Origin of the sequence: Mycobacterium sp. H4Y (assembly GCF_000364405.1) — a bacterium.
Lineage (GTDB): Bacteria > Actinomycetota > Actinomycetes > Mycobacteriales > Mycobacteriaceae > Mycobacterium > Mycobacterium intracellulare.
On sequence record NZ_AKIG01000001.1, the window covers coordinates 1,090,001 to 1,103,153 of the forward strand.

Sequence of the window (13,153 nt, forward strand, 5' to 3'; positions counted from 1 at the left end):
GCAGATTCTGTTCTAGTCGAGCTCGGCGTCGACACTGATCTTGGCGCCGGCGAACAGTCGCGACACCGGGCACAGGGCGGCGGCCTGATCGACCACGGCGGCAAAGGATTCGGCATCCACACCCGCGACGCTTGCCCTGACCTTCAGCTGCGACGTGGTGATCGTCGGGACTCCATCGACCGCATCCAGGGTCACGGTGGCGGTGACCTCGAGTCGCTGCGGCGGAGTGTGGTTTTCGCCCAATTTCAGGGCCAAGGCCATCGAAAAGCACGACGAGTGCGCCGCCGCCGCAAGTTCTTCCGGACTTGTCTTGCCGCCGGGCTGCTCGGTGCGAGAGGCCCAGGTCAGCGGTAGGCCATCGAGGGCTCCACTGCTGCCCTGCGACAGTTTGCCCTCGCCCGACGCCAACGGGCCTTCCCAGGTGGTTCGCGCCGCACGTTCCGCGATGCTCATAGTCCCCGATCCCTTTCTCCGGTGTTCTCGGCTTTTATACAAGTTCCATTTGTGTAAACTCTAGATGTCGTTGCGCGGGTTGGCCAGAGCGATCGGCCATCGTCATGGTGCTGACGGCCGCCGGTACGCGGTGATGACGTCAGAATCGGGGTCGATGCCCAGGCCCGGCCCCCGCGGGACCGAAATCCGGCCCGCCGTCGGGGTGAGGGCATCGCCGTAGATGAACGCTTCCAGCTCGAACCAACGCCACTCGATCATGGCGTCGGTGCCGCCGAGCGCAGCGGTCGCATGAAGCGCCGCGAGCAATCCGGGACCGTCGTAAAAAGAGTGCGTCATCACCGGGGTGTTGTGGACGGCCGCGAGAGGAAAAACCTCGCTCAACTCGCTGATGCCTCCCATCTTGGCCGGGCTGGGCTGAACAAAGTCCACCGCTCCCGCGGCGAGCATCCGCTCGAATTCCAGTAGGGTAGAAGCGTTCTCGCCGGACGAGATCGGCATACCGGTGTTTCGTCGCAGTGCGGCCAGGCCCTCGAAATTCTCCGGCGGCCACAGCGGCTCCTCGAGGAATTTGAGCCGAACCGACCTGAGTTCGTCAGCGACGGCAGCGGCTTCAGTCAGGGTCCAGAGGCAGCCGGCGTCCACGATCAACTCGACGTCGGGCCCGGCTTCCTCGCGGGCCGCACGGATCGCCGGCATGTCCGCCTCGTGCAGCTTGAGCGCCGCAAAGCCGGCGTCGAGGGCTTGCCGGACGACCGCGCGGACTAGCGACGGGTCGTTATAGCAGGCGAGGCTTGCATAGCACGGCAGGGCGGCGACCCCGCCACCGAGGAGCTGGGACACCGGAGCGTTGGCGAGCTTGCCGGCGATGTCCCACAGGGCGATGTCGACCGCCGAGAGGGCATAGGTCAACGCACCGCCACGCCCGAACACGTGCAGCTTCTTTTGAATCTCCATCATCAGCGGGCGGATTCGCGTGGCGTCCCTGCCGAGGCAGAGCGGTGCGATGAGTTGATCGACAGCGAGTTTGGCCGAATCGACGGCGCTGAAACCGAACGCTTCCCCCCAGCCTTCCACTCCGTAATCGGTGGTCACCTTGACAAGCAGCGAGTCCGCCGCGGTCAACGGGTCGCCCCACAGCGACGCTCCAGGTGTGCTGCCCGCCTTGAGCGGGATTCGCAGGGGAATCGTCTCGATCGTGGCGATGACCGCGGCGCGGTCAGCGGTGATGGGCGTCATTCCGCTCCTGTGTGGCCCGCGGGTGTAGGCCGTCTTTCATGAGCGTCTCCTTCTCGAGTTATTGTGTCCGGCAAGCGGTTTGCGTTATTTTTTGCTGAGCAATTTGCGCAGCACGTACTGCATGATGCCGCCGTGCCGGTAGTAGTCGGCTTCGCCGGGAGTGTCGATGCGCACCTTCGCGTCGAACTCCACGTCACCGGCTTTGACGTGCAAGGTGTCGGGCAGCTCGTCGTTGAATGCGCTCACCCCGGTGATGTCGAGGGTTTCCTCACCGGTCAGTCCCAACGACTCGGCATCCTGTCCGTCCGGGAACTGCAGCGGCAACACTCCCATCCCGATCAGGTTGGAGCGGTGGATGCGCTCATAGGAAACCGCCAATACGGCGTGCACGCCCAGCAGCAGGGTCCCCTTGGCCGCCCAGTCTCGCGACGAGCCCGAGCCATATTCCTTACCCGCCAGGATCACCAGCGGCGTGCCGGCTGCGATGTAGTTCACCGAGGCGTCGTAAATGGTGGTAACCGGCCCGTCGGACTGGGTGAAGTCGCGGGTGAAACCGCCTTCGGTGTCCGGGGCAAGTTCGTTGCGCAGCCGGATGTTGGCGAACGTACCGCGGATCATCACCTCGTGGTTGCCGCGCCGGGATCCGTAGGAGTTGAAGTCTTTGCGCTCAATGCCGTTCTCGGACAGATACTTTCCAGCCGGCGAGTCGGCTCTGATCGATCCTGCCGGACTGATGTGGTCGGTGGTGACCGAGTCGCCCAACTTGGCCAGCACGCGCGCGTCGGTGATGTCATCGATCGGTCGGGGTTCGCGTGTCATGCCGTCGAAGTAGGGCGGCTGACGCACGTAGGTGGAGTCGTCGTCCCACTGGAAGGTGTCGCTATCGGGCACCGGAAGCGAACGCCAGTTCTCGTCGCCCGTGAAGACATTGGCGTAGCTCGCGGCGAACATCTCGGCCTGCAGATGGTCCTTGACGACCGCGTCGACCTCTTCGGCTGACGGCCAGATGTCCCGGAGGTATACCGGCCCGCCGTCGCTGCCGGTGCCGATCGGATCACTCAGCAGATTGGTGTGCAAGGTACCGGCCAGCGCGTAGGCGACCACCAGCGGTGGGGAGGCCAAAAAATTCATCTTGGTCTCGGGGTGAATGCGGCCCTCGAAGTTGCGGTTGCCCGATAGCACCGAACACACCGTCAGGTCATTGTCGGTCACCGCTGTGCTCACCTCGGGGATCAGCGGGCCAGAGTTCCCGATGCACGTGGTGCAGCCATAGCCCACTAGGTTGAAGCCGAGCTTGTCCAAATACGGTGTCAGTCCCGACTTTTCGTAGTAGTCGGTGACCACCCGTGAACCGGGGGCCAGTGAGGTCTTGACCCAGGGTTTGCGGCTGAGACCCTTCTCCACCGCCTTCTTGGCCAGCAGTGCGGCGCCTACCATCACCGACGGGTTGGAGGTGTTCGTGCACGACGTGATCGCTGCGATCACCACGTGACCGTTGTCGACTTCGGTGCGGGTGCCGTCGGACAATTCGACGACCACGGCGGTCGATAGCCACTCACCCTCGACGCAGTCGGTGTCCGGCGTACGCGGTCTGCCCGCAGGGCTGCTGGTGTTGCCGAACGCGATCGGGTCGCTGGCCGGGAACGAGTCTGCCGAAGCCTCATCGAGTTCGGACAAGGCCTCCTCGGTTGTCTTCGCCCCGCCGAGCAGCGCGCACACGGTCTGCGGCGCCAACCGCAGCGGGATGCGATCTTGCGGCCGTTTCGGCCCGGCGATCGACGGCTCGATGCTGCCCAGGTCCAACTCGAGGACTTGCGAGTACGTCGGCTCGCGGTCGGGGTCGTGCCACATGCCCTGCTCTTTGGTGTAAGCCTCGACCAGCTTGATCTGGTGTTCGGAGCGGCCGGTCAGCCGCAAGTAGTCGCACGTGACGGCGTCGACGGGGAAGATCGCGCAGGTGGCCCCGTACTCCGGACTCATATTGCCGATGGTGGCCCGGTTGGCCAGCGGCACGTTGGCCACCCCGGGACCGAAGAATTCGACGAATTTGCCGACCACGCCGGTACGACGCAGCAGCTCGGCCACGGTCAACACCAGGTCGGTGGCCGTGGTGCCGGCCGGTAGTTCGCCGCTGAGTTTGAGGCCGACGACCGGCGGGAGCAGCATGCTCATCGGTTGGCCCAGCATCGCCGCCTCGGCCTCGATGCCGCCCACGCCCCAGCCCAATACACCCAGGCCGTTGACCATCGGGGTATGCGAGTCGGTGCCGACCAGGGTGTCGGGGTAGGCCAGCGGGCCGTCCGCGCTGTCGCGGGTGAACACCACTCGGGCCAGGTATTCAAGGTTGACCTGGTGGCAGATGCCGGTGTCTGGAGGCACTACCGAAAAGTCGTCGAATGCCTGCTGCGCCCAGCGCAGCAATTGGTAGCGCTCAGCGTTCCGCTGAAACTCCAGCTCCGCGTTGATCTTGAACGCGTCCGCGCGTCCGAAGACATCGGCGATCACCGAGTGGTCGATCACCAACTCGGTCGGGCACAGCGGGTTGATCCTCTTGGTGTCGCCGCCCAGATCGGTGATGGCGTCGCGCATCGCGACCAGGTCGACCACACATGGCACGCCCGTGAAGTCCTGCATCAAGACACGGGCGGGGGTGTAGGCGATCTCCTGGCCATGTTCGGCGGCCGGATCCCAATCTGCCAGTGCCTGGACTTGCTCGGCCGTCACCAGATGGCCGTCTTCGTTGCGCAGCAGATCTTCCAGCAGAACCTTCAGGCTGTACGGCAGCCGGGCCGAACCGTCGATTCGATCAAGGCGGTGGATGAGGTATGACTGCTCGTCGACCGTAAGCCGGTCCAGGGTTCCAAAGCTGTTCGATGCCATCGCATTCACCTCACCGGTTGTGGGCGACCCCTTCACCACCGTAGTCAAAGAAGCGGATCAAAGGGCAGTGGTCGCGGGGGCGAGACTCAACTCGTCAGCCGCAAGACATCGGCGAGCGCGCGCCGCGGCGTGGGTGGTGGTGCCGCGTCGAGTGCCGGTGCGACACCCACTCGGATCAACACCTGGGGGAGATCGGTATGGCCCGTCAGTGCCGCGAGTAGTTCACGGCTGACCGATAGCTCGGTCAGTTGCGATACGGGGCAGGTGGCCAAACCGGCCATCGTGCATTCCAGAAGGACGCTCGAGAGCACCTCGCCGCACGCCAGCGCGTTGGCGTGACTGTCATCTTCGGTGGACAGCATCAGGATCTTCGAGAAATCTCGCGTCACGCCGGCGCGCCTGTCCAGATCGCGGGTGAAGGGAAAGTGGCGGTTGACGCCAACCCGCTTTGACTCGGCCGCCGAAATCAACGAGCTATAGGGGATCCCCTCTGATGCCTCGAACGGCCCTGTCCACCAGTCGAGTTCGAGATGGTACGAGGAGTCATAGAGGCGCAGCGACTCGGTGAACGCGGCAGCTTCGGCCAGCCGTGGGCGCATCTCCTCCGGCAGTACATCCAATCGCACCGCGCCGGCGCCGAGTCGACCGCGCAGCGCGGCCTCCAACGATTCCCAGTCCACCGGCGCGAGGAACGGCAGACGATCGGTTCGACGTCGCAGGATCGCGTCGGCGCGCCGCCGCTGCTCGTCCGTCACTGCGTTCGTGGGGGCGATGGTCACCCTGGCCAGGTGCGCGGGATTGTCCGGATCGGTAAACCGGTCGACCTCGGCGCTCCAGCCCGCGGCGGCCACCGCCACCCGAAGGTGTTCGAGCGCACCGCCGCAGCCGATGTGGGCCTCGCGCATCGATCGATCCGCGTGTACGACACGGGCCACATCGAGAAACAGGTCCAGCCGGGGGCCGTCGGCCACCCACCGCCAGGGCTGGGTGTTGTACAGCGACGGAGCGCGGCAGGCCAACCGGACCGCGTTCTCGATGACCTGGGTCTCTACCATGGTGTCCAACACGGCGCACCTCCGGTTTCTGTGCTGCCCCAATGTCGTTCGCTACCGGAGACATCTGGGGAGTGCGGTGCTATTATTAATGAATAATATCCTCGAAATAGCCAGAAGGCAACCGGACGAGAGGACGGACGGGGTGGGCGAGCAGCACGGAGACGAGGCCGGACGGCCGCACCGCGCGGCGCAGAACCGGCAGCGCCAACGAGTTTTTGAACTGGTGCGCGAGCATGGCGAACCGGTCGATGCGGCCGAACTCGCCGCGCGGCTTGCGCTGCACACGACGACGGTGCGTTTTCATCTCGACGCGTTGTGCGCCGAGGGACTGGTCAAGCGGACCCGGATCACGAGGACCGGTGTGGGCCGGCCCCGCACCGGCTACCGCGCGGTGCGCGAGCGACTGGATTATCGAATCCTGGCCGAGATCCTGGCCTTGGAACTCGGTGATACCGCCGATAAGAGGCGGCGCCGCGCCGAAGCCGCCGGCCGTCGCTGGGCCGAGCGGATCGCCGACGACGTCCCGCACGAAGACGCTGCGGGACAACGTGTTCCATCCGACGCGGCACCGAAGAAGGCCGCTGACGAGCGATCGGCGATGATCACGACGGTATTCGACAGGATGGGATTCGGTCCCGAGCCGGTTCCGGCACAAAAATCGACTCGCGACTATCAGCGGACGATCCGCCTGCACAGCTGCCCGGTCCGCGATCTGGCCCGTGATCACCCCGAGGTGGCGTGCGCGTTGCATCGCGGCCTGCTGCAGGGTCTGGCCGGCCCGACGAAGCCGGTCGGTTCGACTCCGGGGATGCACGTCGAGCTGGAGCCGTTCGTCGAACCCGAATTGTGCCTCGCGACGGTGATCGCGCATGACTGAGTTGTGTGTTCCCGTCGGCCAGGCGGACGCAGATCTGGTCGCCCGCGCGGACATCGAGGCGCTGTTGCGCCGGTTTTATGGCCGGGTGATGGTCGACGACACCCTCGCCGAACCCTTCTCGGAGTTGCGGAGCAAGGGCCTGGAGTCGCACATCCCGGTGATGGCCAACTTCTGGGAGACGGTGCTGTTCCGCGCCGGACTGTACCGCGGCAGCGCATTGCACGCCCACCGGCACGTCCATCAACGAATCCCGTTGGGCGACAGCCATTTCGTCCGCTGGCTGACCGTATGGAACGACACCGTCGATGAGATGTTCCGGGGGCCCATCGCCGAGCGCGCGAAGATCCAGGGCGCCCGGATCGCCTGGGCGATGCACCGACGGCTGACGGGCGCGGACTCGCCGGAACTCGACAGCCTGGTCCCGCGCTGAACGCCGAGGGGCGCACTACCGGCGAAAGAATTTGCGCCCCAGCCAGGCCGCCCGGTCGTATCTGCGGCCGGCGACGCGTTCCTTCATGGGAATGATGGCGTTGTCGGTGATCTTGATGTTCTCCGGGCAGACCTCGGTGCAGCATTTGGTGATGTTGCACAGTCCCAGTCCCTGCTGATCGTGGGCGAGGTCTCGTCGATCGGCGGTATCGAGGGGATGCATTTCCAGTTCGGCGAGGCGAATGAACATGCGTGGTCCCGCATACGCTCGCTTGTTGTCCTCGTGGTCACGGATCACGTGGCAGACGTTCTGGCACAGGAAGCATTCGATGCACTTGCGGAACTCCTGCGAGCGCTGGATGTCGACCTGGGCCATCCGGTACTCGCCGGGACCAAGATCCTTCGGCGGTGCAAAAGACGGTATCTCTCTGGCCTTTTCATAGTTGAACGAGACATCGGTGACGAGATCGCGAATTACCGGGAAGGCTCGCATCGGGGTGACGGTGACGGCTTCGTTCTCGGTGAAGCTCGACATGCGGGTCATGCACATCAACCGCGGGTAGCCGTTGATCTCCGCGGAGCACGACCCACATTTGCCCGCTTTGCAGTTCCAGCGCACTGCGAGGTCGGGAACTTGCGTGGCCTGCAGCCGGTGGATGATGTCAAGCACGACCTCGCCCTCGTTGACTTCGACGGAGAACTCGTGGAATTCGCCCCCGTGCTCGTCGCCGCGCCACACTCGAATATTCCCGTTGTAAGTCATCAAACGCCTCCGTCCCGTCAGTAGGCTATGCATCCAATCGGTCCCTGCCGCGCAGGAAATAGCCAGCGAGCCGACAACTTCCTTGAATCAAGGATTGTTGCCATCGCTTCCTCCAACTACGGCGGCAGGATTTTCCACTTCTGGTTCACCGTCAGGTAGCGAAGTCCGTCCGGGCCGGCGATGAACTGCGGACGCGCCCGACCTGGGAGCCATAACACGGCGCCGGGCGCCAGTTGGATCGTGTTCTTGGCGGTGGTGAGCCGGCCGCTGCCGGACAGCACGTGGATCATGGCGTCGACTTCGGTTCCGGGGGCGTCGATTTCGCCGTCGGGCGGCAGCGTGACAATGTTCCAGTCCAGGTGTTGTTCGCGCATGCCGGACCGCTTGGCCACTCGGGCGTCTTCGCGCAATCGGCCTGTCGGCAAGCCGGCATCGGCGGCCAGGACCGTCGATCGCATGCCGGACCTGGGCAGCCGCGCGTCGCCGAGTTCGTTGTCGGCCAGGGGTTTCGCGTTCTCGGTCATCGGCGCCCACTTCATCTGGTTTATACAACCGCACTTGTGTAAACTCTACGGCATGGCATATGTGATAGGGAAGCCATGCGTGGACGTGATGGACCGGGCCTGCGTCGAGGAGTGCCCGGTCGACTGCATCTACGAGGGTGGCCGGGCGCTGTACATTCATCCCGACGAGTGCGTGGATTGCGGGGCGTGCGAACCCGTTTGCCCCGTCGAGGCGATCTACTATGAGGATGACCTGCCCGAGGAGTTGCAGCCGTATCAGGCGGACAATGCGGCGTTCTTTTCCGAGACGCTGGAAGGCCGTGACGAGCCTCTGGGGTCGCCGGGCGGGGCCGCCAAGATCGGCCCGCTCGGCGTCGACACACCGCTGGTGGCCAGCCTGCCCAAGCAGGAACCCGAGCAAGCGTGAGCGCGGTCGTCATGCCGCGCGAGGGGCCACGGGGAATCTCGGGGTGAGCACCGCGGGCGTGCTGCTGCTCGTTGCCTCGTGACGCGAATCCCCGTCTCGCCCTCACATTCGCCCATACGCGACGGCCATCAACAGGAAGATCCCCGCGACCAGAAGAAACATCGTCGCCAACGGGTCGATCACATCGAAAATCATGGGATCGCCGTCAGCTGAGGCCCGCGAGGTGAACGCCGTAGGGGACGGCCTTCAGGAGGGTGACGCTGAGCGCGACACCGCTGGGCAGTGTGTAGGTGCGCTGCTCGCCGGGGCGCGCACCGGCGATGGCGGCGCCCAGCGGTGATCGGATCGAATAGACCTCCATGCCACCGTATTCGGCGCCGCGCACGCTGAACAGGAACGTTTCGACCTCGCCGGTGTCGTCGTAGCGGATGGTCAAAACCATGCCGGGCTCGGCGATCCCGTCATCGGGCGGGTCCTCACCGACGACCGCATCGACCAACAACTCATGGATCCGTCGGATGCGCACCTGCCACGCACGCTGGACGGCGATCGAATTCTCGTCATTGGCGCTACCGACGGCGTTGGTGTCACACAACTCCCGCAGCGTCGCCAATTCCCGCTGAAGCCGCTCGTAGGCCTGCGGTGAAATCCATGCGGGTTGAGTGCTGGTCATATCTTTTCCCTTCTTCTGACAGCGTTGGAGCGCGCCCGAGAACGTGCTCGCGGGCGAGGATTGGCGGAAGGCTTGCTTTCCGGGGTTAACGGGTGGCGTGACGCAGGGTCCGGTGCCGCGGGTCGAATTCGGCGAGAGCCTGGGGCTGCTTGCCGGTGGTGATCTGTTCGGCGAGCAGCCGCCCGGTCACCGGTCCATGTGCCAAACCCCACATGCCGTGCCCGCCGGCCACGTAGACGCCACGCGCCAGCTCACCGATCAGTGGCCGGCCGTCGGGGGTGACCGTGCAGGCACCGACCCACACATTGCTGCGCGCGGCCCAATCCACCCCGTCCAGCAGGGAACTGGCGTCGGTGGCGATGGCCTCCACCCGCTCGCGTGGGTGCGGCTGGTGGCGGCGACGGAATTCCAAGGCTCCTGAAACACGCAGCGCCCCTTTGTAGGGCGTGCACGCGACGCGAATGTCCGGCAGGTAGATCGGCGCCAGTATCGGGCGGTCCACCGGCACGGTGAACGAGTAGCCGCTCTGGGCCTGGACGGGGACGCGCAGCCAGCGGCCGGCCAGCCGCGACAACCGATCACCGGTGGCGATGACCGCGGCATCGGCGGTCAGCGGGTCGCCGCGGCGCGGGTGCACCACGGCCCCGTGATTCCAGCCGTGGACGTCGTCGACTTCCAGCCTGTGCATCGCCGCCCCGCGGGCCATCACCGAGCGGCCCAGGGCTTCGACGAACCGTCGCGGGTCGACGAACCGCTGTCCATTGATGTTCAGCCCCGCGGTGACTTCCGGGGAGGCCAGGGGCACTTGCTCGCGCAGCGCCGCGCCGGAGAGCGCGGTGACATACATTGGCTGTCCGGCGTTTTCGAGCTGCTGCAGCGATTCCAGCATGCGCTGCGCCTCTTTGGTGCTGCGAAACAGCGCGGTGATCGGCGCGTCGGTGACCGGTGCGTCGACCCCGTTGGCGATCAGCACGTCGAAGGCTTCGATGCAGTCCTCGTTGAGCGCCACGCCGGCGCGCAGGGCCCGCTGCGACGACGCACGCCGATGAGGCGGGGACAGCTGCATGAAAATGGCCCCCAGGTGCGCGCCGAGGGTTGACGGCAGCTGCGGCGGCACGGCCGGCTCGCGAACGGCCTGCCATTCGTCGCGCAGCACGCCGGCGGGCTGGAGCGGAAAAGTCAGTGCCGGGGCGATCCATCCCGCATTGCCCCATGACGCGCCCGCTGCAACGCCCGCGCGGTCGACCACCGTGACGTCGACACCACGTTCCTGGAGGAACCACGCCGTGGACAACCCGGCGACGCCGGCGCCCACGACGATCACGGATCTGGGCCCGCCGTCAATAGATTCGACGCCACCCATCGCGCACCTCCGCAACTGATCTTCTGACTGGTGAAGTCCATGGTGGTGTGGACGGGTGCCGCGGTGGTTGCCGGAATCCGACAATGCGGGACTGGGCCGTTGTGCCGAACCGACAACGCCGTTGTTGCCGTTACCTCATCGATGCCCAACCAGGTTGTCGAAGTCCCGTTGCCATCGGGCGTAGCGCGACCGGTCGAGGGCCACACGGACGACGCCGAACAAGCCCGCCGCCAACAAACTCATGGTGGACCAGGTCGCCACGGCGAACGCCACCCCCGCGTCGACAGCGGTCCGCGCCGCTGGGCGCACCGGGGCGCCCTTGCCATCGACCCAAATCTCAAACGCGTCACCGGACTTCACGTTCAACGGCGCGGAAACGTCGCCGGTGTGCTCGATCCCGTCGACCGACCATCGTGCAGGCACCGTCACCGTTGGGCTTTCGAGATCCCTGCGCGAGTGGCTGTCGCCGATGGACGTCGCGGTCACCTGCCGGCGAGCCTGCTCGGCGTGAACGCGGCTGCTGGACTCGTGGACGGCGGTGCCCACGGCAGCCCCGATGGGAACCCCCAGCAGCGAGATCGCGACGGCCAAGACCAACACCAGCGCCTCCACCCGGTCGCTGGCGCGTATCAGCGGGTTGTGCCCGAACAACCGCGAAGACAGTCCCCGCGGCAACGGCACTGTGAAGCTCTCCATGGCGGCGCCATCGTCCGGGTCGCCTGCGGGCCGAAGATGATCGGGACGGTGGGTGCTCATCGGGTGTTTCCTATCGACGGGTCGGCGCGGGCTTTGATCGCACACGGCAGCCGGAAACACGCCGCCACTGAAACCGGCCACGAGTGACAACCTCATGATGGCGGGCATGATCGCCACAGGGTTTGCCGAGCCAAGACAACCGGGCCGCGGCGCTTTGTCGGATCCCGACAGCCCCGTCGGTCAGTCGGTGTCGGTTGCCGCGAGCTCGATCATCATCGCCAGCCGCTTTCTGGCGTCGTCCAACGACAGGTTGGTGAGCTCGGCCATTTTGCGCAGCCGGTAACGGACGGTGTTCTCATGCACTCCCAGGCGTTCGCCGGCCTCGGTCGGGTCGCCCTGGGCCTGTAGCCACGCTCGCAGCGTGAGCACGTAGTCCGTGCCGTTGGCCTGATCGTGGCGGCGCAGTTCGGCCACCGGTCCGCGGGTCGGGGCGCGCCCTGAGCGTGCCGCGGCTCGCAGCCGCTGCAGCAGGATGTCGTCCCACGACTCGTCGTAGGCCGGCGGCGCGGCGGTCGGCGACATCTCGTGCAATGCCAGGCATTCGTCGGCCTCCTGGCGGGCGGCGGCGAGGTCCGCCAGCTCGGCCACACCGCTGATCCCGGCGATCACCGTCACCCGCTCGGGCAGGGCCGCGTGCAAAGTCATCACCCAGCGCCGCGCCGTCGCCGCGTCCTCGCCGGGGAGCACCGTGTAGACGATATTGCCCGCCAACGCGCTGCGCCCCGGCCGTGACCAGCCGAACCCCGTGGTGGCGCGCTCGAACGCCAACAGCAACGCCGCATCGCGGTCGGTCCCGACGAACGCCTGCACCGCGATCACGCGCAAACCGTTGTGCGCCAGGCCCAACCTGCTCGCCACCGTGGACGCGTCGGTCGCGCCCTCCAGCAATCGGATCACCAGCTCGGACTCGACCTGGCGCTCCAGGTCGGCGCTCGCGCGTGACCGCAGCAGGTGCAGGGCCACGGTGTGCGCGCCATCGGCCAGGGCCCCGCGCGCCGCGTCGTCCAGCGGCGCCGGGCATGCCACCCACACCGACCCGATCAGTTCCGCGCCGGATCGCACCGCAACCACCATGCGTCCGGTCAGACCCTGGTCAGGGGCCTCGGCGATAAACAGCGGCTCGTCGGAGACCGCCAGGTGAGCCAGCACCCCACGCGCCTCGAACAGCGCGCGCAGTGGTTCCGGCGTCTGCCGTCCAAGGATCGTCTCGACCCGTGCCGGGTCTGCATGTTGCTGCAGCCTCGAGTACGCCAACACCCGCAACAGACGGTCGTGGATGACGACGGCGCTACCGATCGCGTCTGCCAAACTATCGGCCAGCGCGAACAGATCGGTTGGGCCGCGCCCGGATTCCGTCTCGCGACCTTCCAGCACCAGGCCGTAGACCACCGCCGCGACCGCGCTCCATGACACCGCCTCGTCGATGACCATCACCGCGCCGACACCGGTGTCGCTGTCAAAGGTCACCGGCGCGTCACGGTCGCTCAGCACCACCACGATCGCGCGCGCCGACGCCGCCCAGCGCACCGCCTCGTCGTGGGAGCCGGCGCCGATGGCCAGCAAAACGTCGCCGACGACCGGCCGTTCGGTGGGCGGCTCGTGGACGACCACGCTGCGCAGCTCGGTCGAGCGGGGCACCGACGACCAACGCAACCGGACGCCATACCCACCCAGGACGTTCACCAGGCGGTCCAGTGTGATCATGCGCCAGCTCCAACGGTGTGCAGAAACGAGAGGT

General features: G+C 66.2%; 13 protein-coding genes. 3 read left to right on the forward strand and 10 right to left on the reverse strand.

Translation table 11 applies throughout. The annotated features are described in order from the left end of the window. Positions 1 to 12: 12 nt before the first annotated feature. From W7U_RS04940 to W7U_RS04955, 4 genes are all read right to left on the reverse strand, one after another. The gene (locus tag W7U_RS04940) at positions 13 to 453 is read right to left on the reverse strand and encodes an OsmC family peroxiredoxin (RefSeq protein ID WP_008255483.1); all 441 of its coding nucleotides are present in this window, start codon (positions 451 to 453) and stop codon (positions 13 to 15) included. 102 nt (positions 454 to 555) lie between these two features. Further along, the gene (locus W7U_RS04945; RefSeq protein ID WP_008255485.1) at positions 556 to 1,689 is read right to left on the reverse strand and encodes a mandelate racemase/muconate lactonizing enzyme family protein; all 1,134 of its coding nucleotides are present in this window, start codon (positions 1,687 to 1,689) and stop codon (positions 556 to 558) included. A gap of 84 nt (positions 1,690 to 1,773) precedes the next feature. Further along, the gene (locus W7U_RS04950; RefSeq protein WP_008255488.1) at positions 1,774 to 4,569 is read right to left on the reverse strand and encodes an aconitate hydratase; all 2,796 of its coding nucleotides are present in this window, start codon (positions 4,567 to 4,569) and stop codon (positions 1,774 to 1,776) included. Between the two features lie 86 nt (positions 4,570 to 4,655). Continuing rightward, positions 4,656 to 5,636, reverse strand: a complete 981-nt coding sequence (locus tag W7U_RS04955; protein WP_008255490.1) for a nitroreductase family protein — start codon at positions 5,634 to 5,636, stop codon at positions 4,656 to 4,658. Positions 5,637 to 5,766: 130 nt separating this feature from the next. Here W7U_RS04955 and W7U_RS04960 point away from each other — a divergent pair, with 130 nt between their 5' ends. Together W7U_RS04960 and W7U_RS04965 are read left to right on the forward strand one after the other, a co-directional pair. Continuing rightward, on the forward strand, positions 5,767 to 6,501 hold the full coding sequence (locus W7U_RS04960) for an HTH domain-containing protein (protein WP_008255493.1): 735 nt from the start codon (positions 5,767 to 5,769) through the stop codon (positions 6,499 to 6,501). Next, positions 6,494 to 6,931 (forward strand): group III truncated hemoglobin, encoded by a 438-nt coding sequence (locus W7U_RS04965; RefSeq protein WP_008255495.1) that lies wholly within the window; start codon positions 6,494 to 6,496, stop codon positions 6,929 to 6,931. The genes W7U_RS04960 and W7U_RS04965 overlap by 8 nt, the downstream gene beginning before the upstream one ends. Before the next feature lie 15 nt (positions 6,932 to 6,946). On the opposite strand, the gene W7U_RS04970 is transcribed toward W7U_RS04965, so the two are convergent. After that, entirely contained in the window at positions 6,947 to 7,693 is a 747-nt protein-coding gene (locus W7U_RS04970; RefSeq protein WP_008255497.1) for a succinate dehydrogenase/fumarate reductase iron-sulfur subunit, read from the reverse strand. Positions 7,694 to 7,809: 116 nt separating this feature from the next. Further along, positions 7,810 to 8,217, reverse strand: coding sequence for a hypothetical protein (locus W7U_RS04975; RefSeq protein ID WP_008255499.1), 408 nt, complete (start codon positions 8,215 to 8,217; stop codon positions 7,810 to 7,812). A gap of 52 nt (positions 8,218 to 8,269) precedes the next feature. Between W7U_RS04975 and fdxA the strand changes: the two genes are divergently transcribed. Next, positions 8,270 to 8,623 (forward strand): ferredoxin, encoded by a 354-nt coding sequence (gene fdxA, locus W7U_RS04980; protein ID WP_008255500.1) that lies wholly within the window; start codon positions 8,270 to 8,272, stop codon positions 8,621 to 8,623. Positions 8,624 to 8,828: 205 nt separating this feature from the next. On the opposite strand, the gene W7U_RS04985 is transcribed toward fdxA, so the two are convergent. The 4 genes from W7U_RS04985 to W7U_RS05000 all read right to left on the reverse strand — a co-directional run bounded on the left by W7U_RS04985 (position 8,829) and on the right by W7U_RS05000 (position 13,119). Then, entirely contained in the window at positions 8,829 to 9,296 is a 468-nt protein-coding gene (locus W7U_RS04985; RefSeq protein ID WP_008255502.1) for a GreA/GreB family elongation factor, read from the reverse strand. Positions 9,297 to 9,381: 85 nt separating this feature from the next. Beyond that, a complete protein-coding gene (locus tag W7U_RS04990; RefSeq protein ID WP_014711348.1) occupies positions 9,382 to 10,659 on the reverse strand; it encodes an FAD-dependent oxidoreductase in 1,278 nt (425 codons plus the stop codon). 135 nt (positions 10,660 to 10,794) lie between these two features. Then, a complete protein-coding gene (locus W7U_RS04995) occupies positions 10,795 to 11,415 on the reverse strand; it encodes a membrane protein (protein WP_008255508.1) in 621 nt (206 codons plus the stop codon). A 180-nt stretch (positions 11,416 to 11,595) separates the two neighbouring features. Continuing rightward, positions 11,596 to 13,119 (reverse strand): PucR family transcriptional regulator, encoded by a 1,524-nt coding sequence (locus W7U_RS05000; protein WP_008255510.1) that lies wholly within the window; start codon positions 13,117 to 13,119, stop codon positions 11,596 to 11,598. Positions 13,120 to 13,153: the final 34 nt, after the last annotated feature.